Source organism: Streptomyces viridochromogenes, from assembly GCF_001270495.1.
GTDB lineage: Bacteria > Actinomycetota > Actinomycetes > Streptomycetales > Streptomycetaceae > Streptomyces > Streptomyces viridochromogenes_A.
The window spans coordinates 1-25,724 of sequence record NZ_LGUR01000271.1 but is presented as its reverse complement, the minus strand read 5'-3'; the positions used below and the strand labels follow the sequence as shown (position 1 = coordinate 25,724).

The following is a 25,724-nucleotide window of genomic DNA, read 5'->3' as shown; positions in this document are numbered from 1 at the left end:
GCCGAGGACCAGGACCGCCGGTACTACGCGATCACCGTCAGGCCCCAGGTGTTCGTCAACCTCGTGCCGGACCACGTGATCTTCCACCGGATGTACCCGGTGTCAGTGGACCGCACGATCGTGGAGTGCGACTGGCTGTACCTGCCGCACGTCGTCGAGAGCGGCAAGGACGTCAGCCGGTCCGTGGAACTCTTCGACCGGGTCAACCGCCAGGACTTCGAGGCATGCGAACGGACCCAGCCCGGTATGAGTTCGCGCATGTACGCCAAGGGCGGGGTGCTGGTGCCCAGCGAGCACCACATCGGCGCTTTCCACGACTGGGTGAACGACCGTCTCGGCGTCCCCCGGCCGTAACCGCGCGGGTCAGTGCAGGTAGCCCAGCCGCTGGCTGATCTCCTCGGCGCCCTTGATCAGCGCCGGGGAGAGTTCGTGCAGGCGATGCTCGGTGAGCCGGTAAGCGGGTCCGGAGGCGCTGAGTGCCGCGATGACCTTGCCGTCCCGGTTGCGGACCGGCGCGGCCATGGCGTGCAGGCCGATCTCCATCTCCTCCAGGGTGAAGGCGTAGCCCCGCTCCCGCGCTTCGGAGAGGTTCTTCTCGAGCTTCGTCTTCGCGGTGATGGTGTTCGGGGTGACCTTCTTCATGCCGACGGTGGTCAGCAGCGCGGTCCGCTTCTTGGCGGGGAGGTGCGCCAGCAGGATCTTGCCGCTCGACGTGGCGTGCAGTGGCGTGAGCTGGCCGACCCAGTTGTGCGCGGTGATCGCCCCGGGGCCGCGCACCTGGTAGAGGTTGATCGCGTAGTGCTCCTGCATGACCGCGATGTTCACCGTCTCGCCGAGCTCCTCGGCGAGGCGCTCGCACACCGGCCGCCCCTGCTGGGTGATGTCGATACGGTCCGTGACCGCGCCGGCCAGACGGACGATGCCGAAGCCGAGGCGGTACTTGCCGCGCTCGCCGGCCTGCTCCACGAGGCCGCGTGCCTCCAGGGCGCCGAGCAGGCGGAACGCGGTGGACTTGTGCACGTCGATCTCGGCCGCGACCTCGCTGACGCCCGCTTCGCCGCGCTGGGCGAGGATCTCCAGCACGCTGATGGCCCGGTCCACCGACTGCACTCCGCCGGCGCCCGAATTAGACGTTTCTGTGTCAGTGCTGTAGTTGCTCACAGTGAAACTATACGCGTAGTAAACAACGTCCCTGCAAGTAACCGGACCGAAATGAAGACCACGGAAGTTGCGTCGTTCGCAACCTGGTGCGTATAGCGCGACCGGGTCTAGCATGCCTCGCGTATCTACGGCGCGAGCGAGACGAGGCACCATGGCTCCCCTGCAATACGACTTCGTCATCGTCGGCGGTGGTTCCGCCGGCAGTGCACTGGCGAACAGACTCTCCGCGGACCCGGCGAACCGGGTGCTGGTACTGGAGGCGGGGCGGTCCGACTACCCGTGGGATGTCTTCATCCACATGCCCGCGGCGCTGACCTACCCGATCGGCAGCCGCTTCTACGACTGGAAGTACGAGTCCGAGCCCGAACCCCACATGGGCGGACGGCGCGTCTACCACGCGCGCGGCAAGGTGCTCGGCGGCTCCAGCAGCATCAACGGCATGATCTTCCAGCGCGGCAACCCCATGGACTACGAGCGTTGGGCGGCCGACCCCGGCATGGAGGACTGGGACTACGCGCACTGTCTGCCGTACTTCCGACGCATGGAGAACTGCCTCGCGGCCGACCCGGACGACGAGTTCCGCGGCCACGACGGCCCGCTCGTCCTGGAGCGCGGCCCGGCGACCAACCCCTTGTTCACCGCTTTCCTCAAGGCCACCCAGGAGGCGGGCTACGCGCCCACCGACGACGTCAACGGATACCGGCAGGAAGGCTTCGCCAAGTTCGACCGCAACGTCCATCGCGGCCGCCGGCTGTCGGCCTCGAAGGCGTACCTCAAGCCCGCGATGAAGCGGCCCAACCTCACGGTCCGCACCCGCGCCCTCGTCACCCGGGTCCTGTTCGAGGGCAAGCGGGCCGTCGGCGTCGAGTTCCAGCGCGGCCGGGGTGCGCGCCAGCAGGTCCGCGCCAAGGAGGTCATCCTCTGCGGCGGGGCGATCAACTCCCCGCAGCTGCTCCAGCTTTCCGGCGTCGGCAACGCGCGAGAGCTGAGCGCCCTCGGCATCGACGTCGTCCACGACCTCCCGGGCGTCGGCGAGAACATGCAGGACCACCTGGAGGTCTACGTCCAGTACGCCTGCAAGAAGCCCGTCTCCATGCAGCCGTACATGGCGAAGTGGCGCGCCCCCTTCATCGGACTGCAGTGGCTGTTCCGCAAGGGCCCGGCGGCCACCAACCACTTCGAGGCCGGCGGCTTCGCCCGCAGCAACGAGGACGTCGACTACCCCAACCTGATGTTCCACTTCCTGCCGGTCGCGGTCCGCTACGACGGCTCCTCACCCTCGGGCGGCCACGGCTACCAGGTGCACGTGGGCCCGATGTACTCCGACGCGATCGGCTCGGTGAAGATCAAGAGCAGGGACCCGCGCGAACACCCGGCGCTCCGCTTCAACTACCTCTCCACCGAGCAGGACCGCAGGGAATGGGTCGAGGCGATCCGGGTGGCCCGCGAGCTCCTCGACCAGCCCGCGCTCGCCCCGTACAACGGCGGGGAGATCTCGCCCGGCCCGAAGGTGGCGACGGACGAGGAGATCCTCGCCTGGGTCGCGAAGGAGGGCGAGACCGCCCTGCACCCGTCCTGCACGTGCAAGATGGGCACCGACGAGATGTCCGTCGTCGACCCGGGCAGCATGCGCGTGCACGGCCTTGAGGGCCTGCGTGTGGTGGACGCCTCCGTCATGCCCTACGTCACCAACGGCAACATCTACGCGCCGGTGATGATGGTCGCCGAGAAGGCCGCCGACCTGATCCTCGGCAAGGAGCCGCTCGCACCGTCGAAGGCCGCGTACTACCGCCACCGCGACGTCCAGAAGCAGGCGGAGTAGACATTGGGTGCCGCACGACTCCGGGCGCTGCTGGACGGCGTCCGCTACGAGGTGCTGCCCGCGAAGGCGACCGAGGACAAGGTCCTCGCCCATGTCCCGCGTGACGTCGTGGTCACCGTGACGGCGTCACCGGTCAAGGGACTGGAGCCGACCCTCGACCTCGCCGCCCGGCTCGCGGCGCACGGCTACCGGGTCGTCCCGCATGTGCCGGCGCGGCTGCTGCGGGACGACGCGCACCTGAAGGAGGCCGTGGACCGGCTCCGCGAGGCGGGCGTGGACGACGTCTTCGTCCCGGCCGGCGACGCCGACCCGCCCGCCGGGGGCTACGACGGGGCGCTGCCCGTGCTGCGCAGGCTGAGCGAGCTGGGCGGCCCCTTCGCTCACATCGGTGTCACCGGCTACCCCGAGAGCCATCCGCTCATCGACGACGACGTCACCGTCCAGGCGATGTGGGACAAGCGCGAGCACGCCACATACATCGTGAGCAACCTCTGCTTCGACCCGAGGGTGCTGGGGGAGTGGATCGGCCGGATACGGCGCCGGGAGGTCGACCTGCCCGTGTATGTGGGCGTCGCCGGGCCCGTGCAGCGGGCGAAGCTGCTGGCCATGGCGACGAAGGTCGGGGTGGGGGAGTCGACGCGCTTCCTGACGAAGCACCCCTCCTGGTTCCTGCGGTTCGCGGCGCCCGGCGGGTACTCCCCGGACGGGCTGCTGGCGCGCGCCGAGGGGGCGCTGACCGCGCCCGCGGCGGGGGTGGCGGGCCTGCACCTGTTCACCTTCAACCAGATCGCCGAGACCGAGAAGTGGCGCCGCGCCCTGCTGGACCGGCTCGGTGGTTGAAGGCTCGCCGTATACGACCGGGGAGGTTGCCGTACACAGCGGTGGGCGGACCGGGAGACCGGCCCGCCCACTTCTGTGCAGGATCGCTCAGCGGAAGACCACCGTGCGGTTGTCGTCCACCATCACGCGGCTCTCGCTGTGCCACTTGACCGCGTGCGCGAGCACCTGTGCCTCCACGTCCCGGCCGACCGTGACCAGCTCGCCGGGATCGAGGGAGTGGTCCACCCTGACCACGTCCTGCTCGATGATCTGGCCCTCGTCCAGGTCCGGCGTCACATAGTGCGCCGTCGCGCCGACCAGCTTCACTCCGCGCTGGTACGCCTGGTCGTAGGGACGCGCGCCCTTGAAGCTGGGCAGGAAGGAGTGGTGGATGTTGATCGCGCGCCCCTCCAGCTGCTTGCACAGGTCGTCGGAGAGGATCTGCATGTAGCGGGCCAGCACCACCAGGTCGATGTCCAGCTCGCTCACCAGCTCCAGCAGCCGCGCCTCGGCCTCGGCCTTGGTGTCCCTGGTCACCGGGATGTGGTGGAAGGGGACGCCGTATGTCTGCGCCAGCCCCTCGAAGTCGCGGTGGTTGGAGACGATCGCGGGGATCTCGATGTTGAGGGCGCCGGTGCGCCGGCGGAAGAGCAGGTCGTTCAGGCAGTGGCCGAACTTGGACACCATGATCAGCGTCCGGGTCGGGGTCGACGCGTCGCTCAGCGTCCACGAGATGTTGTAGGCCTGGGCGACCGGACCGAACCGGTAACGCAGCTTCTCCAGATCGGCGTTCGGATCGGAGACGTCGAAGTGGACCCGCATGAAGAAGCGGTCCTGAAGTCGATCGTCGAACTGCTGGCTTTCCAGGATGTTTCCGGAGTTCCTGACGAGAAAGCCGCTCACGGCGTGGACCAGCCCGGCGCTGTCGGGACAGGAGAGGGTCAGGACGTACTCACGGCCGGGTTGGGGTCGAGGGGACATATGCGGCCTCCGTCGATGCGTATTGCACAACATGGTGAGCGATACGCAACATGGTCGACCCGGCCGCGCTCGTGGTCAAGGGTGAGCGGCCGGATGGGCGCATGGCGAAATCGTCATCATTGAACCTCTTGACGTGCGACTTGGTATTCGTCATGGTGTTCCACCACAAGCAATTGGGTGCACGATGCGCAACGAATTTCTGTGGAAAGGCTCGGCGCGTGGCAGACCTGTATGTGGATGGCACATGGCGGGATCCGGTGGCCGGCGGGCGCCGGGAGATCCGATGTCCCGCTGACGGCACGCTCGCGGCGACCGTTTCCGAAGGGACGCGCCCCGACGCCGAGGCGGCGATCGCCGCCGCCCGGCGCGCCTTCGACGCGGGGCGCTGGCCCGGCACCCCCGAGCGCGAGCGCGGCGCGCTGCTGCTGCGCACCGCCGACATCATCGAGCGCGATGTCAAGGAATTCGCCCGCGCCGAGTCCCTGGACACCGGTAAGCGGCTGGTGGAGAGTGAGTACGACATCGCCGATGTCATCTCCTGCTTCCGCTACTACGGCGGCATCGGGGGCACCGACGCCGGCCGGGTGATCGACACCGGCCGCGACGAGGCCGTGAGCCGCGTCGTCTACGAGCCGATCGGTGTGTGCGGGCTGATCACGCCCTGGAACTACCCACTGCTGCAAGCCAGTTGGAAGGTCGCCCCGGCGCTCCTGGCGGGCAACACCATCGTCCTCAAGCCCAGCGAACTCACCCCCTCCACCTCGATCCTGCTGATGAAGGCGCTGGAGGAAGCCGGACTCCCGGCCGGTGCCGCCAACCTCGTCCTGGGCCCCGGGCCGGAGGTGGGCGCACCCCTGTCCGAAGACCCGGCCGTCGACCTGGTCTCCTTCACCGGGGGCCTGGAGACCGGCAGGCGCATCATGGCCACCGCCGCCGCCGGCGTGAAGAAGGTGGCGCTGGAACTCGGCGGCAAGAACCCCAACGTCGTCTTCGCCGACGCCGACTTCGAGACGGCCGTGGACTTCGCCCTCACGGCCGTCTTCCTGCACTCGGGGCAGGTCTGCTCGGCGGGCGCCCGGCTGATCGTCGAGGACCCGCTGCACGACGCCTTCGTCGACGAGGTGGTCCGCCGCGCCCGCCGGATCCGGCTGGGCGGCCCCTTCGACCCCGCGGCCGAAACCGGGCCGCTGATCTCCGCACAGCACCGCGAGAAGGTCGAGGCGTACGTCGCGGCCGGCCTCGCCGAGGGCGCCGTACTGCGCTGCGGCGGTGCCCGGCCCGACGATCCCGCCCTCGCGAACGGCCACTACTACCCGCCCACCGTGCTCGACGAGTGCCGGCAGGACATGCGGGTGGTGCACGAGGAGTCCTTCGGGCCCGTCCTCACCGTGGAGCGCTTCACCGACGAGGACGACGCCGTACGCATCGCCAACGACACCGAGTACGGACTCGCCGGCGCCGTCTGGACCCAGGACGCGGGCAAGGCCCAGCGGGTCGCCCGGCGGCTGCGGCACGGCACGGTGTGGATCAACGACTACCACCCCTACGTGCCGCAAGCGGAATGGGGTGGCTTCGGGCACTCGGGCGTGGGCCGCGAGCTGGGACCGGCCGGCCTGAACGAATACCGAGAGCCCAAACACATCTGGCAGAACATCCAACCCCGGCCGCAGCGCTGGTTCAGCGGCTGAACGCCGAAAGAAGGTCGAACGTGACCACACAGACCGAGGTGCCGCAGCGGCGCGGCACGCCCCAGGACTCGGGCTCCACCCCGGTCATATCCGTGCGCAGGCTGTGGAAGGTGTTCGGGCCGAAGGCCGACCAGGTGCCGGACTCCGAGGAGTTGTGCGGCCTCACCCGCCGCGAGCTCATGGACCGCACCGGATGCACCGCCGCCGTACGGGACGTCCACTTCGACGTCTCGCCCGGCGAGGTGTTCGTCGTCATGGGCCTGTCCGGCTCCGGCAAGTCCACGCTGGTGCGATGTCTCACCCGGCTGATCGAACCCACCGCGGGCGAGATCGTCTTCGAGGGCGAGGACATCCGCCAGGCGGACCCGGCGCGCCTGCGCGACCTGCGCCGCCGCAAGTTCTCCATGGTCTTCCAGCACTTCGGTCTGCTGCCCCACCGCCGCGTCGTCGACAACGTGGCGTTCGGGCTGGAGATTCGGGGCATGAGCAGGGCCGAGCGCACCAGGCGGGCGCAGGAGGTCGTCGAACTGGTCGGTCTCGCGGGCTACGAGAACTCCTACCCCGACCAGCTCTCCGGCGGTATGCAGCAGCGCGTCGGCCTGGCCCGTGCGCTGGCCGGCGATCCGGACGTGCTCTTCTTCGACGAGCCGTTCTCGGCGCTCGACCCGCTGATCCGGCGCGACATGCAGAACGAGGTCATCCGCCTGCACCACGAGGTCGGCAAGACGATGGTGTTCATCACCCACGACCTCTCCGAGGCGCTCAAACTGGGCGACCGCATCCTCATCATGCGCGACGGCAAGATGGTCCAGTGCGGCACCGGCGACGAACTCGTCGGCGCCCCGGCGGACGACTACGTCCGCGAGTTCGTCAAGGACGTGCCGCGCGGTGACGTGCTCACCCTGCGCTGGATCATGCGCCCCGCACAGCCCGAGGACGCCCTGGACGGACCCGAGTTGGGCCCGGACGTCGTGGTGAAGGAGGCCACCCGGGCGGTGCTCGCGGCCGACAAGCCGGTCAAGGTCGTCGAGAACGGCAAGCTGCTCGGCATCGTCGGCGACGAGGAGATCCTCGCGGTGGTCGCCGGGCAGGAAGGCGGCGCCTGATGACCGTCGCCGTGGAGAAGACCGAGAAACCGCAGAAGACCGGGGCCGTCGAGCCGCCCGCTCCCGCCAAGAGCGTGCGCAAGGTCAGCCGGTCCATGGTGGTCGGCGCGATCCTGGTCGTCTGGCTGGTGCTGTTCGCCGTACTGCGCGGCAAGCAGACCCTCGCCCTGGGGGCGGCCGACCTGACCGACCTGCACCGCTGGTTCAACGACGTCAACGACTCGATCGGCGCGAACCGCAACTCCAACCCGCTGTTCCTGTACTTCTTCAACGAGATCCGCCTGGTCATCGACCCCCTGGTGACCTTCGTCCAGGAGCTGATCTCACAGCCGTCCGTCGGCCGGCCCGTCCCGCAGATCGGCTGGCTCGGTGTCGTCGGCATCGCCGGCTATGTCTCCTGGGCCGTGGGCAACTGGCGGGTCGCGCTGCTGACGGTGGCCGGCTTCACCTTCCTCGGCCTGCAGGGCCTGTGGCAGGAGAGCATGGACACCCTGGCGCTCACCGTCTCCGCCGTCTTCGTGGCGCTGGTGTTCGCGATCCCGCTGGGTGTGTGGGCGGGGCTGTCCGACCGGTTCAACCGGTTCGTGACGCCCTTCCTGGACCTCATGCAGACCATGCCGGCCTTCGTCTACCTGGCCCCACTGACGCTGTTCTTCCAGATCGGCCCGGCCTCCGCCACGATCGCCACGCTGATCTACGCGGCGCCGCCGACGATCCGCATCACCGCGCACGCCATCCGCTCCGTCCCGGAGACGACGGTGGAGGCGGCCGACTCGCTGGGCGCCACGCGACGGCAGTCCCTCATGAAGGTCCTGCTGCCGATGTCCAAGCGGACCGTGGTGATGGGCGTCAACCAGACCATCATGGCCGCCCTGGCCATGGTGACCGTCGCCGCCCTGATCGACGCGCCCGGCCTCGGCAAGACCGTCGTCCAGGCGCTCCAGACGCTCGACGTCGGCACGGCCTTCAACGCGGGGCTGGCCATCGTCGTCATGGCCATCGTGCTGGACCGGGTCACCACCGCGGCGAGCGCACGCGAGGAGGCCACCCGCCTCTCGAAGAACCGCTTCATCACCTGGCGACGCCCGCTGCTGGCGGCCGGTGCGGCGGTCGTGGCGGTGCTGGCCTATCTGTCCCACACCTATCTGTGGGCCGCGGAGTTCCCCGGCGAGGGGAGTACCGGCACCACCATCAGGAGCACGGCGGACAGCGTGACCACCTGGGTGCAGGACAACCTCTCGGGCCTCACCAACGCCTTCCGGGATGTCCTCACCAACAGTCTGCTCAACCCGTTCCAGGCGCTGCTCACGGACTCCCCCTGGTGGCTCGTCGGCGCGGCACTCATCGCACTCGCCGTCGTCCTCGGCGGCTGGCGCGCCGGTATCACCACGGCCGTCTGCGTGGGTCTGCTGGTCGGCACCGGAGTCTGGTCGGACGGCATGACGACGCTGGCGTCCACCCTCGTCGCCACGGTGCTCGTGATGCTGCTCGGCGTCGTCTTCGGCGTCTGGATGGGCCGCAGCGCGCTGGTGGACCGGCTGATCCGGCCCACTTTGGACGCAGCCCAGGTCATGCCGCCGTTCGTCTACCTCGTGCCGTTCCTCGCACTGTTCGGCGCGACCCGCTTCACAGCGATCGTCGCCGCCGTCGTCTACGCGGCTCCCGTCGCCATGAAGATCATCGCGGACGGCGTACGGAACGTGCCCGCGACGACCGTGGAGGCGGCCACCTCCGCCGGGTGCAACACCTGGCAGATCATCACCAAGGTTCAACTGCCGATGGCACGCGGCGCCCTGACTCTCGCGACCAATCAGGGCCTGATCTATGTGCTGTCGATGGTTGTGGTCGGCGGCCTGGTCGGCGCCGGCGCCCTCGGCTACGACGTCGTGGCCGGTTTCTCGCAGGGGCAGTTGTTCGGGAAGGGGCTCGCCGCGGGGCTCGCCATCGTCCTTCTCGGAGTCATGTTCGACCGGATCACTCAGGCAGCGGCGCGGCGTACCAGCGCGTAAGGAGCAACTGACCATGGCAAGGCAAGCAAGACAGTGGAGAGTCGGCACGGCCGGCATAGCGGGCATGGCCGTTCTCGGGCTCACCCTCACCGCCTGCGGCGGTGCGAAGGTCGGTGACAGCTCCTCGGACGCCGGCGGCTCGGGCGGCGACGGCAAGTGCGGCGCCTTCAACCTCGCGGTCAATCCGTGGGTGGGCTACGAGGCCAACGCGGCGGTCCTCGCGTACGTCGCGGAGCACGACCTCGGCTGCAAGGTCACCCAGAAGGACCTGAAGGAGGAGATCGCCTGGCAGGGGTTCGGGACGGGCGAGGTCGACGCCGTCGTCGAGAACTGGGGCCACGACGACCTGAAGAAGAAGTACATCACCGACCAGAAGACCGCCGTCGACGCCGGCCCGACCGGCAACGAAGGGCTCATCGGCTGGTACGTGCCGCCGTGGCTGGCCAAGGCGCACCCGGACATCCTCGACTGGAACAACCTCAACAAGTACGCGGCCGAGTTCAAGACGTCCGAGTCCGGCGGCAAGGGCCAGCTCCTCGACGGCGACCCGTCGTTCGTCACCAACGACGAGTCACTGGTGAAGAACCTGAAGCTGGACTACAAGGTCGTGTACGCGGGCAGCGAGACCGCCCTCATCCAGGCCTTCCGGGACGCCGAGAAGAACAAGAAGTGGGTGATCGGCTACTTCTACGAGCCGCAGTGGTTCATGTCCGAGGTGCCGCTGGAGAAGGTCAAGCTGCCCGAGTACAAGGAGGGCTGCGACGCCGACCCCGAGAAGGTCGACTGCGACTACCCGGTGTACAAGCTGGACAAGATCGTCAGCGCGAAGTTCGCCAAGTCGGGCAGCCCCGCCTATGACCTGGTGAAGAACTTCAGCTGGACGAACGACGACCAGAACGCCGTGGCCAAGTCCATCGCGGTGGACAAGATGACGCCCGAGGCGGCGGCCAAGAAGTGGGTCGAGGCCAACCGCGCCAAGGTGGACGCCTGGATCAAGTAACACCCGAGGTCACAAGCCGGTCGGACATGCCCGGTGGGCGCTGCGCGCGCGATGCGCGCCGCCCGCCGGGCATTGCCGTTTTCCGGCCCGTTTTCCGGCCTCTCGGACCCCCTTGACACCCACCTGTGCGGCAGGCACATTGAGTTGCGCAACCTGAAGCATGTTGCGCAGACAGCAACTGAACCGGCGGAACTGGTTTTAAAACCGGAGGTGCGGCGATGGCGGGACCCCGAGTGGTCATCATCGGAGCGGGCGTCGTGGGCGCGGCTCTCGCGGACGAGATCTCGGAGCGGGGCTGGACCGAAGTGACCGTGGTCGACCAGGGCCCGCTGCCCGCCACCGGGGGCTCCAGCTCGCACGCGCCCGGCCTGGTCTTCCAGACCAACTCCTCCAAGGCCATGACCGAGATGGCCCGCTACACCGTCGAGAAGTTCTGCTCCCTCGACGTCGACGGCAAGCCGTGTTTCCTCCAGGTCGGCGGCCTGGAGGTGGCCACCACCCCCGAGCGCCTCGCGGAACTGCGCCGCCGGCACGGCTGGCTCGCCGCCTGGGGCATCGAGGCCCGGCTGGTGACCCCCGACGAGTGCGTCGAGTACCACCCCCTGGTGAACCGGGACCGGGTGCTGGGCGGCCTCCACGTACCGACGGACGGCCTCGCCAAGGCCGTGCTCGCCGTCGAGGCACAGATCCGCCGGGCCACCGAGCGCGGCGTGCGCTTCCTGGCCCGGCACGAGGTCCTGGACGTCCAGCAGAGCGAGGGGCGCGTCACCGGCGTCCTCACCGACCAGGGCGAGATCGCGGCCGACATCGTGGTGTGCTGCGCCGGCATCTGGGGCCCGAAGATCGCCCGCATGGCCGGCATGAACCTCCCGCTGACCCCGCTCGCCCACCAGCTCGCCTGGACCGGTCCGGTACCCGCCCTCGCCGGCCAGACCGAGGAAGCGGTCCGCCCGATCCTGCGCCACCAGGACGCCGACCTCTACTACCGTGACCGCTTCGACGGCATCGGCATCGGCTACTACGGCCACCGCCCGATGCCCATCACGGCCGACGAGATCCTCTCCGTGGACGAGGCCGACGAGATGCCGTCCGTCCTGAAGTTCACCGAGGAGGACTTCGAGCCCGCCTGGACCGAGACCCAGTCCCTGCTCCCCGCCACGAAGGACGCCAAGGTCGAGGAGGGCATCAACGGCCTGTTCTCCTTCACCACCGACAACTTCCCGCTCCTCGGCGAGTCGCAGGACGTCAAGGGCTTCTGGGTCGCCGAGGCCGTGTGGGTCACCCACTCCGCGGGCGTCGGCCGGGCCATGGCCGAGTGGCTGGTCGACGGCTACTGCTCCTCCTTCGACCTGCACGAGTGCGACGTCAACCGCTTCGAGCCGCACCAGCTGGCCCCGGAGTACGTCCTGGCCCGCGACTGCCAGAACTTCGTCGAGGTCTACGACATCCTCCACCCCCTCCAGCCCTCCGGCGACCCGCGCCCGATCCGCACCAGCCCCTTTCACGCGCGCCAGCAGGAGCAGGGCGCCTTCTTCCTGGAGGCGAACGGCTGGGAGCGCCCGCAGTGGTACGAGGCCAACGCCCGGCTGGTCGAAGGCCGTTCCATCCCCACCCCGGGCGACTGGGCTGCGCAGTACTGGTCGCCCATCGTCGGCGCCGAGGCCCAGGTCACCCGCGAGTCCGTCGCGATGTACGACATGACGGCACTCAAGCGCCTGGAGGTGAGCGGCCCCGGTGCCGGCGACTTCCTGGAGGGCCTGTGCACCGGCAAGGTCGCCAAGTCCGTCGGCTCGGTCACGTACACCCTCCTGCTGGACCACGACGGCGGCATCCGCAGCGACATCACCGTCGCCCGCCTGGCCCGCGACCTCTTCCAGGTCGGCGCCAACGGCAACCTGGACCTCGACTGGTTCACCCGCCACCTCCCCGCCGACGGCACGGTCCAGGTACGCGACATCACCCCCGGCACCTGCTGCATCGGCCTGTGGGGCCCGCTGGCCCGCAAGGTCCTCCAGCCGCTGACGGACGAGGACTTCTCCAACGACGGCCTCAAGTACTTCCGCGCCAAGCGCGCCTACATCGGCTCGGTACCCGTCACCGCGATGCGCCTGTCCTACGTCGGTGAACTCGGCTGGGAGCTCTACACCACCGCCGACCAGGGCCAGAAGCTCTGGGACACCCTGTGGCAGGCGGCCAGGCCACTCGGCGGCGTCATCGCCGGCCGCGGCGCCTTCAACAGCCTCCGCCTGGAGAAGGGCTACCGCTCCTTCGGCACCGACATGACCTACGAGCACGACCCCTACGAGGCCGGCGTCGGCTTCGCCGTCAAGCTCGACAAGGGCGACTTCATCGGCAAGGCCGCCTTGGAGCGCCGCAAGGAGAACGTACGGCGCAAGCTGAACTGCCTCACCATCGACGACCCCCGGTCGGTCGTCCTCGGCAAGGAGCCGGTCTACGACGGCGACCACGCGGTCGGCTACGTCACCAGCGCCGCCTACGGCTACACCATCGGCAAGGGCATCGCCTACGCCTGGCTCCCCGCCGAACTCGCCGCCCCCGGCACCACCGTGCACATCGGCTACTTCGACCAGCGCATCGAGGCAGTGGTCGCCGAGGAGCCCCTGTTCGACCCCACGATGTCACGTCTCCGTGGCTGACACCCCAGCGTCGATTCCGAGGGAAGGAACACCGCCGGTGAACGCACAGCTGCTCGACGGCAAGGCGACCGCCGCCGACATCCGCCGCGAACTCGCGGAACGGGTGGCCAAGCTGACCGCCACGGACGGCCGCCCGCCGGGCCTCGGCACCGTCCTGGTCGGCGACGACCCCGGCAGCCACGCCTACGTCGCGGGCAAGCACCGCGACTGCGCCCAGGTGGGCATCGCCTCCATCCGCCGGAACCTGCCCGCCGACGCCACGCAGCAGCAGGTCGAGGAGACGATCGACGAACTCAACGCCGACCCCGCCTGCACCGGCTACATCGTCCAGCTCCCGCTCCCGCGCCACCTGGACGCCAACGCCGTACTGGAACGCATGGACCCGGCCAAGGACGCCGACGGACTGCACCCCGTCAACCTCGGCCGGCTCACCCTGGGCGTCGAGGCCCCGCTGCCGTGCACCCCGCGCGGCATCGTCGAACTGCTCCGCCGCCATGAGGTGCCCCTCGCCGGAGCACGGGTCTGCGTGATCGGCCGGGGCATCACGGTCGGACGCCCCATCGGCCTCCTCCTCACCCGCCGTTCCGAGAACGCCACCGTGACCCTGTGCCACACCGGCACCAAGGGTCTGGCCTGGCACGTCCGCGAGGCCGACATCGTCATCGCGGCCGCAGGCTCGCCCGGACTGGTCACCAAGGACATGCTGCGCCCCGGCGCCGCGGTCCTGGACGTCGGAATCACCCGCACCGAACAGGGACTGGTCGGCGACATACACCCGGACGCCACGCAGGTCGCCGGATGGGTCGCGCCCATGCCCGGAGGAGTGGGCCCCATGACGCGGGCGATGCTGCTCGCCAACGTCGTCGAGGCCGCCGAGAGGAACGCCAGATGAGTCCCCGCACACCCGGCGCCGAGCTCCCCGAGCACCCCGACTGGCTGTGGCGCACGCCGGAGCCGAAGCGTTCGTACGACGTGATCGTCGTCGGTGGCGGCGGCCACGGCCTGGCCACCGCCCACTACCTGGCCAAGAACCACGGCATCACCAACGTCGCCGTGCTGGAGAAGGGCTGGCTCGCGGGCGGCAACATGGCCCGCAACACCACGATCATCCGCTCCAACTACCTGTGGGACGAGAGCGCCGGCATCTACGAGCACGCGCTCAAGCTGTGGGAGGGACTGGCGGAGGAGCTCGACTACCCCATCCTCTTCTCCCAGCGCGGCGTGTTGAACCTCGCGCACAGCCTCCAGGACGTCCGCGACAGCGTGCGCCGCGTCGAGGCGAACCGGCTCAACGGCGTGGACGCCGAATGGCTCGACGCCGAGCAGGTCAAAGAGGTCTGCCCGATCGTCAACATCTCACCGGACGTGCGCTACCCCGTCCTCGGCGCCACCTACCAGGCGCGCGGCGGCATCGCCAAGCACGACCACGTCGCCTGGGGCCTGGCCCGCTCCGCCGACGCCGCCGGGATCGACATCATCCAGAACTGCGAGGTCACGGGCATCGACGTGGTCGGCGGCCGGGTGGTCGGTGTCCAGACCACCCTGGGCCCGATAGCGGCCGGCAAGGTGGCCCTGTGCTCCGCGGGCCACACCTCGGTCCTCGCCGCCATGGCGGGCATCGAACTCCCGGTCCAGAGCCACCCGTTGCAGGCCCTCGTGTCCGAGCTGCTGGAGCCGGTGCACCCGACGGTCGTCATGTCCAACGCCGTCCATGTGTACGTCAGCCAGGCACACAAGGGCGAACTGGTCATGGGCGCCGGCATCGACGCGTACAACTCCTACACCCAGCGCGGCGCCTTCCACATCATCCAGGAGCAGATGTCCGCGGCCCTGGAACTCTTCCCGGTCTTCGCCCGCGCCCACGTACTGCGCACCTGGGGCGGCATCGTCGACGTCAGCCCCGACGCCTCGCCGATCGTCGGCCTCAGCCCGGTGGACAACCTCTACCTCAACTGCGGCTGGGGCACGGGCGGATTCAAGGCCACCCCGGGCGTCGGCTGGGTCTACGCCCACACCATCGCCCACGACACGCCCCACCCCCTCAACGCCCCCTTCTCGCTCGACCGTTTCACCACCGGCGCGCTCGTCGACGAGCACGGCGCGGCCGCTGTGGCCCACTAGGGAGCCGAACCATGCTGCTCATCCCCTGCCCGTGGTGCGGGCCCCGCGACGAGGCCGAGTTCCACTACGGCGGCCAGGCTCACGTGCCGTACCCGCAAACCCCGGCGTCCCTCACCGACGAGGAGTGGGCCAGGTACCTCTTCTTCCGCGACAACCCGAAGGGCCCCTTCGCCGAACGCTGGACCCACGCGGCGGGCTGCCGCCGCTGGTTCAACGCGGTACGCGACACGTCGACGAACGAGGTCCTGGCGGTGTACCGGGCGGGGGAGGAGCGTCCGGCGACGGTGGAGCCGCGCCCGGTGACTTCTCAGCCGAGCCCGGCACAACCAGCCCGTCCGGCGTTTGAGGACGAGGCCTCTTCAGTGCCGAAGCGGGGGCCTGGGGGCGGCAGCCCTCAGGACGGGACGGGTAGGGGCGGCGGGGGCGAATCCCTCTTCCGCCATTCCACCCGTGGCCGCATCGACCGCGACACCCCCCTCACCTTCACCTTCGACGGCACCGAATACCAGGGCTTCCGAGGCGACACCCTCGCCTCCGCCCTCCTCGCCAACGGCGTCATCCAGGCGGGCACCAGCATCAAGCTGGGCCGCCCTCGCGGCATCTTCTCGGCCGGTGTCGAGGAACCCAACGCGGTCGTCCAGATCGAGGCCCCCTTCCCCGAGCCGATGCTCCCCGCGACGACCGTCGAGCTGTACGACGGCCTGGTCGCGAGCAGCCTCCCCGGCCAGGGCCGCCTCGCCACCGAACCGGACCCCGCCCGCTACGACGCCGTACACGCCCACTGCGACCTGCTGATCGTCGGCGCGGGCCCGGCCGGCCTCGCAGCGGCCGCCGCGGCGGCGAGAAGCGGCGCCCGCGTCATCCTCGCGGACGACCAACCGGAGCCGGGCGGCAGCCTGTTGGGCACGGCCGAGCACCTCGACTGGGTGGCGGACGTCACCGGACAGCTCGACGCCGCCCCCGACGTGCGCGTCCTGCGCCGCACCACCGTCTTCGGCTACTACGACGACAACCACCTCCTCGCCGTCGAGCGCCGCACGAACCACCTCGGCGCCGACGCCCCCGAGAACGTCTCCCGCGAACGCGTCTGGCGCATCCGCGCCCGCCACGTGGTCCTCGCCACCGGCGCCCACGAGCGCTCGCTGGCCTTCCCCGACAACGACCGCCCCGGAGTGATGCTGGCCGCCTCGGCCCGCACCCACGTCAACCGGCACGGCGCCCTGCCCGGCCGCCACGCGCTCGTCCTCACCACCAACGACAGCGCCTACGCGGCAGCGCTGGACCTCGCCGCGGCCGGCGTGGCCGTCGCGGCGATCGTCGACACCCGACCCGAACCGGGGGAGTGGGCCAAGCGTGCCAGGGCGGCCGGCATCGAGGTGCTGCCCGGGCACGCCGTCACCGGCACGGACGGCGACCCGCGTCTCACGGCCGTGACCGTCGCCCCGTACGGACAGTCCGTGGGGCAGCGTGAGTACGCCGTCGACCTGCTGCTCGTCTCCGGCGGCTGGAACCCGGTGGCCCACCTGTTCAGCCAGTCCGGCGGCAAACTGCGCTACGACGAGGCACTGGGCTCCTTCGTCCCCGACACCTGCCGCCAGGCGGTCGAGGTCGTGGGCGGCGCGAGCGGTCTCCACGACCCGGCCGAGGTCCTGGCCCAGGGTGCCGCCGCCGGAGCCCGCGCCGTCGAGGCCGAGGGCTACACCGCCGAGACGCCGAGCCTCCCGGACGTGGCGGCGCTCCCGCAGACGCCGCCCATGCACGTGTACGTCGTGCCGGGTGCCTCGGACGCCCCCCGCTTCGTCGACCTCCAACGCGACGTCACCGTCGACGACTTGGCCCGTGCCACCGGCGCCGGCATGCGCTCGGTCGAGCACACCAAGCGCTACACCACGGCCGGCACCGCCAACGACCAGGGCAAGACCTCGGGCGTCCTGGCCAGTGGCGTCGTCGCCGAACTGCTGGGGGTGGACATCTCCGCGCTCGGCACGACCACGTTCCGCCCGCCCTACACCCCGGTCTCCTTCGCCGCCCTCGCGGGCCGCGACCGAGGCGCGCTGAGCGATCCGGTCCGCACGACCGCCCTCCACGCGTGGCATGTCGCGCACGGCGCCCTGTTCGAGAACGTCGGCCAGTGGAAGCGCCCCTGGTACTACCCGCGGGACGGCGAGGACATGGAAGCCGCCGTGCTGCGCGAGTGCCGGGCGGCCCGCGAGGGCGTGGCCTTCATGGACGCCTCCACCCTCGGCAAGATCGACGTACAGGGCCCGGACGCCGGAGTCCTCCTCGACCGGCTCTACACCAACATGATGAGCACCCTGAAGGTCGGCATGATCCGCTACGGAGTCATGTGCCGCCCGGACGGCATGGTCTTCGACGACGGCACCGTCATCCGCCTCGCCCAGGACCGCTTCCTCGTCACCACGACGACGGGCAACGCCGCCGCCGTACTGGACTGGATGGAGGAGTGGCTCCAGACGGAGTGGCCCGAGCTGAAGGTCCACTGCACGTCCGTGACCGAGCAGTGGGCCACGGTCGCCCTGGTCGGCCCGAAGTCCCGAGAGGTCCTCGGCTCGCTCGCCCCCCGACTCGCCGTCGCCAACGAGGACTTCCCGTTCATGGCGTGGCGCGAGACGACCGTCGCCGGCATCGACGCGCGGGTCTGCCGGATCAGTTTCTCCGGCGAACTGGCCTACGAGATCAACGTGTCACCGTGGGCGGCCCTCGCCCTGTGGGAGGCGCTGTACGAGGCCGGCGCGGCCTACGGCATCACCCCCTACGGCACGGAGACCATGCACGTCCTGCGGGCCGAGAAGGGCTACCCGATCATCGGCCAGGACACCGACGGCACCGTCACCCCTCAGGACCTCGGCATGAGCTGGGTGGTCTCGAAGAAGAAGCCGGACTTCGTCGGCAAGCGGTCCTACGCCCGCGCCGACACCGTCCGCCCCGACCGCAAGCACCTCGTCGGTCTGCTGCCCGAGGACCACGGCACCCTCCTGCCGGAAGGCACCCACCTGATTGCCGACAGCGTGCTGCCGGCCCCGCCCGTCCCGATGCTCGGCCACGTCACCTCCAGCTACCGCAGCGCGGCCCTCGGCCGGACGTTCGCCCTCGCCCTGATCAAGGGCGGCCGGGACCGCATCGGTGAGCGCCTGTACGCCCCCGTGGGCGACCGACTGGTCCCCGTGACCGTCGCCGGCCCCGTCCTCTACGACCCCGAGGGAGCCCGCCGCGATGGCTGACGACACCCTGACCGCCCCGCTCCGCAGCCCCCTGTCGCAGGTCGCGGATCGCCTGGCCGCCGCGACCCGTACCTCCGAGGGTGCGATCCGGCTCGCCGAACTCCCCTTCCTGGCCCAGCTCAACGTGCGCCTCGACGCCAAGGGAGCGGCGGCGGCAGCCGTCGGACTCGCGCTGGACGTCCCTCTGCCCCTCCAGCCGAACTCCGTGGTGCGGGCGGGGGAGCTGACCGTGCTGTGGCTGGGGCCGGACGAATGGCTGCTGGTGGGACCGCCGGGGAGCGGGCCGGAGTGGGAGAGCCGGATCCGGGAGGCGGCGGGAGACGAGCCCGTCGCGGTCACCGACGTCTCCGCGCAGCGCACCACGCTCCTCGTCACGGGCCCTCGCGCCCGTGACCTGCTGGCCCACGGTTGCCCGCTGGACCTGCATCCACGGGCCTTCGACTCCGGACGCTGCGCCCAGACGACCCTGGGCCGCACGCAGATCGTCCTGGTCGCCCGGGGCGAACCCAGGGCCGGGTTCTGGGTGCTGGTCCGCTCGTCCTTCGCCGGCTATCTGGCGGACTGGTTGCTCGACGCGGCGACGGAGTACATCTGACGCAAGGCCGTTGGCTCAAGGGCGCGCAACGGGGAGGTCAGCCCAGATAGCCCATCCGGTGGCTGATCTCCTGTGCGCCCTTGACCAGAACGGGGGCGAGCTCGCGCATGCGATCCTCGGTGAAGCGGTACGCCGGGCCGGAGGCGCTGAGGGCGCCGATGACCTCGCCGTCGTGGGACCGGATCGGGGCCGCCATGGCGTGCAGTCCGATCTCGAACTCCTCCAGCGTCACCGCGTACCCGCGCTCCCGCACCTCGGCGAGGTTCTTCTCCAGCTTGGTTCTGGCGGTCAGGGTGTGCGGCGTGATCTTCTCCATGCCGGACGCCGCGAGCACCTCGGCGCGTTCCTCCGCCGGCAGATGGGCCAGCAGGATCTTGCCGCTCGACGTGGCGTGCAACGGGGTGAGCTGCCCGACCCAGTTGTGGGTGCCGACCGCGCCCGGGCCGCGTACCTGGTGGAGGTTGACCGCGTAGTGCTCCTGGAGGACCGCGATGTTGACGGTCTCCCCGAGCTCCTCGCTGAGCCGCTCGCACACCGGGCGGCCCTGCTGGGTGATGTCGAGACGGCCCGTGACCGCACCCGCCAGCCGCACCAGCCCGAAGCCGAGCCGGTACTTGCCCCGCTCGGCTGTCTGCTCGACCAGACCGCGTGCCTCCAGCGCCCCGAGCAGACGGAACGCGGTCGACTTGTGGACGTCGATCTCGGTGGCGACCTCGCTGACGCCGGCCTCGCCACGCTGGGCGAGGATCTCCAGGACGCTGACGGCACGGTCGACGGACTGCACTCCACCCACCGAGTGACCGGCTGTTTCGCCCTCTGCCGTGTGGTTGCTCATGACGCAACTATACGCATGCGCTTCCGGGGATTCCGCGGGGTTCGTGGAACGCGATGGTAACGGGGACATGTGCGGGGCGGCACACTTCCGACCGCGCGTCCCTCAGCGGAAGACGACCGTGCAGTGCCCGTTGATCAGCACGCGGCTCTGGCTGTGCCACTCCACGGCGCGGGCGAGGACCTGGGCCTCGACGTCCCGGCCCATGGTGACCAGCTCGTCAGGGGCGCGCGAGTGGTCCACGCGGACGACGTCCTGTTCGATGATCGGGCCTTCGTCGAGGTCGGACGTGACGTAGTGGGCCGTGGCCCCGACGAGCTTCACACCGCGCCGGTGCGCCTGGACGTAGGGCCGGGCCCCCTTGAAGCTCGGCAGGAAGGAATGGTGGATGTTGATGGCCCGGCCGTCGAGCTGCTTGCACAGGTCGTCCGAGAGGATCTGCATGTAGCGGGCCAGGACCACGAGGTCGACGTCGAGCTCGTCGACGAGGCGCAGCAGTCGTGCCTCGGCCTCCGCCTTGGTCTCCTTGGTCACCGGGATGTGGTGGAAGGGGATGCCGTAGCTCTGCGCCAGGGGCTCGAAGTCGCGGTGATTGGAGACGATCGCCGGGATCTCGATGTTGAGCGCGCCCGTGGACCTGCGGAAGAGCAGGTCGTTGAGGCAGTGGCCGAACTTCGACACCATGATCAGGGTGCGCGTCGGGGTCGAGGCGTCGTGCAGTTGCCAACTGATGCCGTACGCCTGGCCGACCGGGCCGAAACCCGTGCGCAGATCCGCCAGTGAGACGTCGGGGTCCGAGACGTCGAAGTGCACGCGCATGAAGAAGCGGTCCTGCAGGCGGTCGTCGAACTGCCGGCTCTCCAGGATGTTGCCGCTGTGGCTCACCAGGAAGGTGGTCACCGCGTGGACGAGGCCGGCCTGGTCGGGGCACGAAAGGGTGAGGACGAACTCACGGCCGGGCTGCGGTCGAGGGGACATGCCATCCTCCGTCGTTCTGCTGCGTAGTACGCAACGTGATGGGTGGTCGTCGGTGCGGTGGGCCGGAGTGTTGTCTCTTTATGTACAACAGCCATCGCATCGCGCAACATCATGAGGATGCGGTGAGGTGCCGTCAAGGGCCGGGCGCTGTCGGTGCGGCAGAGCTGGGGCGGAGGCGGGTTCGCCCGGTCCACCCCCTTGACAGTGGGTGGCCGCGAGGAGACAGTTTGGGTCGATCGTTGCTCATGGCGAAGTGCGTTGCGCTTCACGCAACACCGTCGGGGTAGGGGCGCCCCGCCTCGGCGACCGGATCGCCCGCGGTCACTGACTGCCCGTCACAGCACACGAACCTGGAGGAAGACCATGGCGGCACAGCCGAAGGTGGTCATCATCGGCGCCGGCATCGTCGGGTGCGCCCTCAGCGACGAACTGACCGCACGCGGCTGGACGGACGTCACCGTCCTGGAGCAGGGCCCGCTGTTCACCACGGGCGGTTCCACCTCGCACGCCCCCGGACTGGTCTTCCAGACCAACGGGTCCAGGACGATGACCGAGTTCGCCCGGTACACCGTGGAGAAGTACAGCGCGCTGACCCTGGCCGGGCAGTGGTGCTTCCGGCAGGTCGGCGGCCTGGAGGTGGCCACCAGCCCCGAGCGGCTGGCGGAGATCCAGCGTCGGCACGGGTGGCTGAGCTCCTGGGGAGTCGACAGCCGCCTCCTGGCGCCCGAGGAGTCCGCCGCCCTGCACCCTCTGCTGGACCCCGAGCGGATACTCGGCGGATTCCACATCCCCAGCGACGGCCTGGCCAAGGCGCTGCGGGCGGGCGAGGCGCAGGCCCGCCTGGCGACGACCCGCGGCGCCCGCTTCCTCCCGCACCACACGGTGACCGGGATCGAGACGACCGGGGACCGGGTCAGCGCGGTGGTCACCGACCAGGGGACGTTCCCGGCGGACATCGTGGTCTCCTGCGCCGGCTTCTGGGGCCCGAAGATCGGCCGGATGGTCGGACAGACGGTGCCGCTGGTGCCCCTGGCCCACCAGTACGCCAGGACCACGGCGCTCCCCGTGCTCGCCGGGCGCAACGACGAGCACACCGAGGCGTCCCTGCCGATCCTGCGCGACCAGGACGCCGGCCTGTACTACCGCGAGCTGGTCGACCGGATCGGCATCGGCTCCTACGCCCACCGGCCGATGCCCGTCCGGCTGGACGAGGTCGCCCACCCCCGTGACAACCGGATGCCGTCCTCCCTCGCGTTCACCGAGGCCGACTTCGAGGGCGCCTGGGCCGACTCCGTCTCCCTCCTGCCGTCCCTGTCCGACGCGAAGGTAGAGGAGGGCTTCAACGGCGTCTTCTCCTTCACCTCCGACGGGATGCCGCTGATGGGCGAGTCGTCCGAGGTCCGGGGCTTCTGGCTCGCGGAGGCCGTGTGGGTCACCCACTCGGCCGGCGTGGCCAGGGCCATGGCCGAGTGGCTGGTCGACGGCCGCCCCGGCACCGACGTCCACGAGTGCGACGTCAACCGCTTCGAGGAGGTGCAGCTGGCGCCCTCCTATGTCCACGAGCGCAGCTGCCAGAACTTCGCCGAGGTGTACGACATCCTGCACCCGCTCCAGCCGATGGAGTCGCCGCGCCCCCTGCGGGTCGGCCCCTTCCACTCCCGTCAGGAGGCCCTCGGCGCGGTCTTCCTGGAGGGTGGGGGCTGGGAACGCCCGCACTGGTACGAGGCCAACGCCGCGCTGCCCGAGGTGGCCCGGATCCCCGGCCGGGGCGAGTGGGCGTCCCGCTACTGGTCGCCGATCGCCGGCGCCGAGGCCCTCGTCACCCGCGAGCGCGTGGCCCTGTACGACATGACTCCGCTGAAGCGGCTGGAGGTCACCGGCCCCGAAGCGCTCGCCTTCCTCCAGGCCCTGACGACCAATCAGCTCGACAAGCCGGTCGGGTCGGTCACCTACAGCCTGATGCTCGACGAGGCCGGCGGCATCCGCAGCGACCTGACCATCGCCCGCCTGGACACCGAGCGCTTCCAGATCGGCGCCAACGGCAACCTCGACCTGGACTGGTTGCGCCGGCATCTGCCGGCCGACGGCTCCGTGCACGTACGCGACATCACCGCCGGCACCTGCTGCCTGGGTGTCTGGGGCCCGCTCGCCCGCGACCTCGTACAACCCCTGACCGACGCGGACTTCTCGCACCAGGGTTTCGGCTACTTCAAGGCCAGGGAGACCTACCTCGGCGACGTCCCGGTCACCGCGATGCGGCTGAGTTACGTCGGCGAACTCGGCTGGGAGATCTACACCACGGCCGACCTCGGCGCCAAGCTCTGGGACACCCTGTGGGAGGCCGGGCAGGAGCTGGGGATCATCGCCGCCGGCCGCAGCGCCTTCAACAGCCTGCGCCTGGAGAAGGGCTACCGCTCGTGGGGCCATGACATGACCACCGAGCACAACCCCTACGAGGCCGGCCTCGGCTTCGCCGTCCGGCGCAAGAAGCAGCACTTCACCGGCAAGCCCGCACTCGACGGCATCAGCGACGAGACCGTCACCCGCCGGCTCACCCCGCTGATCGTCCGGGACGAGCAGTCCGTGGTGCTGGGCCATGAACCGGTGTACGTGGACGGCCACCCGGTCGGCTACGTGACCAGCGCCGCCTACGGCTACACCATCGGCGCACCGATCGCGTACGCCTGGCTGCCCGCCCGGCACGCCGCCCCCGGAACCCCGGTGGAGATCGAGTACTTCGGCGCCAGGGTCGCGGCCGTCACCGCCGCGGAGCCCCTGTTCGACCCCGAGATGTCCCGTATCCGGCGCTGAACGGCGACGAGCGCCGACCGGACACCAACCCTCATCGGCAAGATTCCCAAAGGTTCCCAGGAGATGGACACATGGCCACTTCGTACGACGTGATCGTCGTCGGCCTGGGCGGGATGGGCAGCGCGGCCGCCTGTCACCTCGCCGCCCGCGGTCAGCGAGTGCTCGGCATCGAGCGCTTCGGCCCCGCCCACAACCTCGGCTCCAGCCACGGCGGTTCCCGTATCTACCGGCAGGCCTACTTCGAGGACCCGGCCTACGTACCCCTGCTGCTGCGCGCCCGCGAACTGTGGGAGAAGCTGGCCGCCGACTCCGGACGCGAGGTCTTCACCGAGACCGGCGGTCTCATGATCGGCCGTGAGGAGAGTCAGGCCTTCGCGGGCACCCTGCGCAGCGCCCACGAGTGGGGCCTGGACCACGAGGTCCTGGGCGCCGCCGACATCCGGCGCCGCTTCCCCACCTTCGCCCCGGCACCCGAGGACGTCGCCTTCTACGAGCGCCGGGCCGGCATAGCCAGGCCGGAGGCCACCGTCACCGCCCACCTGGACCTGGCCCGGGCGCACGGCGCGGAGCTGCACTTCGCGGAAATGGTCCTCGGCTGGGAGGCCGACGGTCCGGGCGGCAAGGCGTGGGTGGTCACCGACCGCGGTGCCTACACCGCCGACCGCCTGGTCATCGCCCCCGGGGCGTGGGCGCCGAAGCTCCTTTCCGGCCTCGGCGTGAGCGTGACGGTGGAGCGCCAGGTCATGTACTGGTTCCAGCCCGAGGGCGGCACCGGCCCGTTCACCGCCGACCGGCACCCCGTCTACGTCTGGGAGGACCCGGACGGCACCCAGATCTACGGCTTCCCCTCCCTCGACGGCCCCGACGGCGGCGCCAAGGTCGCCTTCTTCCGCAAGGGCGTCCCCAGCGACCCCGACACCCTCGACCGCCAGGTCCACCCGGACGAGATCGCGGCCATGGCCGAGTACCTGCGCCCGCGCATCCCCGCCCTGCCCGGCCGCTTCCTCAAGGCGGCCGCCTGCATGTACGCCAACACCCCGGACGAGCACTTCGTTCTCGCCCCGCACCCCGAGCACCCGCAGGTGACCGTGGCCTGCGGATTCTCCGGTCACGGGTTCAAGTTCGTGCCCGTGATCGGCGAGATCCTCGCCGACCTGGCCACCGAGGGCACCACCGATCACCCCATCGCCCTGTTCGACCCCCGACGTGTGCGCGTCTGACCTTCCCGAGGTGATTTCGATGACCACCACCAGCCTGCCCCCGAGCCTGATCGCCACGCTGCCCGGCGATCACTACACCGATCCCGAGGTCTTCGCACGGGAACAGGAGCGGATCTTCGAGTCCATGTGGTTCTGCGCGGCGCGTGCCGCCGAGCTGGACAAGCCCGGCAGCTTCCGCACCTACCAGGTCGGACGGGAGAGCGTGCTGATCTCCCGTGCCCGTGACGGCTCGGTCAAGGCGTTCCTCAACATCTGCCGGCACCGTGGCGCCAAGCTGTGCACGGAGGAGTCCGGCGAGGTCAAGCGGGCCTTCCAGTGCCCGTACCACGCGTGGACGTACGGCCTGGACGGCAAGTTGGTGGCCGCGCCGAACCTGACGTCGATGCCGGACATCGACCGGACCGCGTACGGACTGGTCAACGTCCACGTCCGGGAGTGGCTCGGCTATGTGTGGGTGTGTCTGGCCGACACCCCGCCGTCCTTCGAGAACGACGTGATGGGCGCGATCGTCGAGCGGCTGGGCGACGTCGAGTCGATCGAGCGCTACGACATCGACAACCTCCAGCTGGGCCGCCGTATCACGTACGACGTGAAGGCCAACTGGAAGCTCATCATCGAGAACTTCATGGAGTGCTATCACTGCGCGACCATCCACCCCGAACTGACCGAGGTGCTGCCCGAG

19 protein-coding genes are annotated in these 25,724 nt (G+C 70.0%); 15 read left to right on the top strand and 4 right to left on the bottom strand.

From position 1 onward, the window contains the following. A partial coding sequence (locus ADK36_RS45020) for an SRPBCC family protein (protein WP_276525842.1) occupies window positions 1-354 on the top strand: 354 nt, incomplete at its 5' end. 9 nt (window positions 355-363) lie between these two features. Here the strand turns inward: ADK36_RS45020 and ADK36_RS45015 are convergent. Continuing rightward, complete coding sequence (locus ADK36_RS45015; protein WP_048586790.1) at window positions 364-1,110, bottom strand: IclR family transcriptional regulator; 747 nt, start codon at window positions 1,108-1,110, stop codon at window positions 364-366. A gap of 202 nt (window positions 1,111-1,312) precedes the next feature. Between ADK36_RS45015 and betA the strand changes: the two genes are divergently transcribed. After that, window positions 1,313-2,983 carry a choline dehydrogenase gene (gene betA / locus ADK36_RS45010; RefSeq protein WP_048586789.1) on the top strand — a complete coding sequence of 557 codons (1,671 nt, stop codon included), beginning with the start codon at window positions 1,313-1,315 and terminating at the stop codon, window positions 2,981-2,983. Window positions 2,984-2,986: 3 nt separating this feature from the next. Further along, a complete protein-coding gene (locus ADK36_RS45005; protein WP_048586788.1) occupies window positions 2,987-3,823 on the top strand; it encodes a methylenetetrahydrofolate reductase in 837 nt (278 codons plus the stop codon). 87 nt (window positions 3,824-3,910) lie between these two features. On the opposite strand, the gene purU (ADK36_RS45000) is transcribed toward ADK36_RS45005, so the two are convergent. Beyond that, window positions 3,911-4,783 (bottom strand): formyltetrahydrofolate deformylase, encoded by an 873-nt coding sequence (purU, locus tag ADK36_RS45000; protein ID WP_048586787.1) that lies wholly within the window; start codon window positions 4,781-4,783, stop codon window positions 3,911-3,913. A gap of 218 nt (window positions 4,784-5,001) precedes the next feature. Between purU (ADK36_RS45000) and ADK36_RS44995 the strand changes: the two genes are divergently transcribed. From ADK36_RS44995 to ADK36_RS44955, 9 genes are all read left to right on the top strand, one after another. Next, window positions 5,002-6,471 carry an aldehyde dehydrogenase family protein gene (locus ADK36_RS44995; RefSeq protein WP_053201682.1) on the top strand — a complete coding sequence of 490 codons (1,470 nt, stop codon included), beginning with the start codon at window positions 5,002-5,004 and terminating at the stop codon, window positions 6,469-6,471. A gap of 20 nt (window positions 6,472-6,491) precedes the next feature. Next, a complete protein-coding gene (locus ADK36_RS44990; RefSeq protein ID WP_048586785.1) occupies window positions 6,492-7,577 on the top strand; it encodes a quaternary amine ABC transporter ATP-binding protein in 1,086 nt (361 codons plus the stop codon). After that, window positions 7,577-9,586 (top strand): ABC transporter permease, encoded by a 2,010-nt coding sequence (locus ADK36_RS44985; RefSeq protein ID WP_048586784.1) that lies wholly within the window; start codon window positions 7,577-7,579, stop codon window positions 9,584-9,586. Before ADK36_RS44990 ends, ADK36_RS44985 begins: the two co-directional genes overlap by 1 nt. A gap of 13 nt (window positions 9,587-9,599) precedes the next feature. Next, window positions 9,600-10,586 (top strand): ABC transporter substrate-binding protein, encoded by a 987-nt coding sequence (locus tag ADK36_RS44980; protein WP_048586783.1) that lies wholly within the window; start codon window positions 9,600-9,602, stop codon window positions 10,584-10,586. Between the two features lie 218 nt (window positions 10,587-10,804). Beyond that, the gene (locus tag ADK36_RS44975; protein WP_053201680.1) at window positions 10,805-13,243 is read left to right on the top strand and encodes a GcvT family protein; all 2,439 of its coding nucleotides are present in this window, start codon (window positions 10,805-10,807) and stop codon (window positions 13,241-13,243) included. 37 nt (window positions 13,244-13,280) lie between these two features. Beyond that, window positions 13,281-14,135, top strand: coding sequence for a bifunctional methylenetetrahydrofolate dehydrogenase/methenyltetrahydrofolate cyclohydrolase (locus ADK36_RS44970; RefSeq protein ID WP_048586781.1), 855 nt, complete (start codon window positions 13,281-13,283; stop codon window positions 14,133-14,135). Continuing rightward, complete coding sequence (locus ADK36_RS44965) at window positions 14,132-15,364, top strand: sarcosine oxidase subunit beta family protein (RefSeq protein ID WP_048586780.1); 1,233 nt, start codon at window positions 14,132-14,134, stop codon at window positions 15,362-15,364. The genes ADK36_RS44970 and ADK36_RS44965 overlap by 4 nt, the downstream gene beginning before the upstream one ends. 11 nt (window positions 15,365-15,375) lie before the next feature. Then, entirely contained in the window at window positions 15,376-18,606 is a 3,231-nt protein-coding gene (locus ADK36_RS44960; protein ID WP_048586779.1) for a sarcosine oxidase subunit delta family protein, read from the top strand. Next, window positions 18,599-19,201 carry a sarcosine oxidase subunit gamma gene (locus ADK36_RS44955; protein ID WP_048586778.1) on the top strand — a complete coding sequence of 201 codons (603 nt, stop codon included), beginning with the start codon at window positions 18,599-18,601 and terminating at the stop codon, window positions 19,199-19,201. Before ADK36_RS44960 ends, ADK36_RS44955 begins: the two co-directional genes overlap by 8 nt. A 37-nt stretch (window positions 19,202-19,238) precedes the next feature. Here ADK36_RS44955 and ADK36_RS44950 read toward each other — a convergent pair whose 3' ends face one another. Further along, the gene (locus tag ADK36_RS44950; RefSeq protein ID WP_048586777.1) at window positions 19,239-20,036 is read right to left on the bottom strand and encodes an IclR family transcriptional regulator; all 798 of its coding nucleotides are present in this window, start codon (window positions 20,034-20,036) and stop codon (window positions 19,239-19,241) included. A 102-nt stretch (window positions 20,037-20,138) separates the two neighbouring features. Then, on the bottom strand, window positions 20,139-21,011 hold the full coding sequence (purU, locus tag ADK36_RS44945) for a formyltetrahydrofolate deformylase (RefSeq protein ID WP_048586776.1): 873 nt from the start codon (window positions 21,009-21,011) through the stop codon (window positions 20,139-20,141). Window positions 21,012-21,374: 363 nt separating this feature from the next. Between purU (ADK36_RS44945) and ADK36_RS44940 the strand changes: the two genes are divergently transcribed. The 3 genes from ADK36_RS44940 to ADK36_RS44930 form a co-directional block, all read left to right on the top strand. Further along, on the top strand, window positions 21,375-23,822 hold the full coding sequence (locus ADK36_RS44940; protein ID WP_053201678.1) for a GcvT family protein: 2,448 nt from the start codon (window positions 21,375-21,377) through the stop codon (window positions 23,820-23,822). A 71-nt stretch (window positions 23,823-23,893) separates the two neighbouring features. Beyond that, the gene (gene solA, locus ADK36_RS44935) at window positions 23,894-25,042 is read left to right on the top strand and encodes an N-methyl-L-tryptophan oxidase (protein WP_048586774.1); all 1,149 of its coding nucleotides are present in this window, start codon (window positions 23,894-23,896) and stop codon (window positions 25,040-25,042) included. A gap of 19 nt (window positions 25,043-25,061) precedes the next feature. Further along, the coding region (locus tag ADK36_RS44930) for an aromatic ring-hydroxylating oxygenase subunit alpha (RefSeq protein WP_048586773.1) at window positions 25,062-25,724 on the top strand (663 nt) is incomplete at its 3' end.

What these genes read in the sequence shown, in the direction of transcription:
- ADK36_RS44975 (WP_053201680.1), top strand. Translation starts at nt 10,805, where the DNA reads ATGGCGGGACCCCGAGTGGTCATCATCGGAGCGGGCGTCGTGGGCGCG.
- purU (WP_048586787.1), bottom strand. Translation starts at nt 4,783, where the DNA reads ATGTCCCCTCGACCCCAACCCGGCCGTGAGTACGTCCTGACCCTCTCC.
- betA (WP_048586789.1), top strand. Translation starts at nt 1,313, where the DNA reads ATGGCTCCCCTGCAATACGACTTCGTCATCGTCGGCGGTGGTTCCGCC.
- ADK36_RS44950 (WP_048586777.1), bottom strand. Translation starts at nt 20,036, where the DNA reads ATGAGCAACCACACGGCAGAGGGCGAAACAGCCGGTCACTCGGTGGGT.
- ADK36_RS44985 (WP_048586784.1), top strand. Translation starts at nt 7,577, where the DNA reads ATGACCGTCGCCGTGGAGAAGACCGAGAAACCGCAGAAGACCGGGGCC.
- ADK36_RS44960 (WP_048586779.1), top strand. Translation starts at nt 15,376, where the DNA reads ATGCTGCTCATCCCCTGCCCGTGGTGCGGGCCCCGCGACGAGGCCGAG.
- ADK36_RS44940 (WP_053201678.1), top strand. Translation starts at nt 21,375, where the DNA reads ATGGCGGCACAGCCGAAGGTGGTCATCATCGGCGCCGGCATCGTCGGG.
- solA (WP_048586774.1), top strand. Translation starts at nt 23,894, where the DNA reads ATGGCCACTTCGTACGACGTGATCGTCGTCGGCCTGGGCGGGATGGGC.
- ADK36_RS44980 (WP_048586783.1), top strand. Translation starts at nt 9,600, where the DNA reads ATGGCAAGGCAAGCAAGACAGTGGAGAGTCGGCACGGCCGGCATAGCG.
- ADK36_RS44955 (WP_048586778.1), top strand. Translation starts at nt 18,599, where the DNA reads ATGGCTGACGACACCCTGACCGCCCCGCTCCGCAGCCCCCTGTCGCAG.
- purU (WP_048586776.1), bottom strand. Translation starts at nt 21,011, where the DNA reads ATGTCCCCTCGACCGCAGCCCGGCCGTGAGTTCGTCCTCACCCTTTCG.
- ADK36_RS44965 (WP_048586780.1), top strand. Translation starts at nt 14,132, where the DNA reads ATGAGTCCCCGCACACCCGGCGCCGAGCTCCCCGAGCACCCCGACTGG.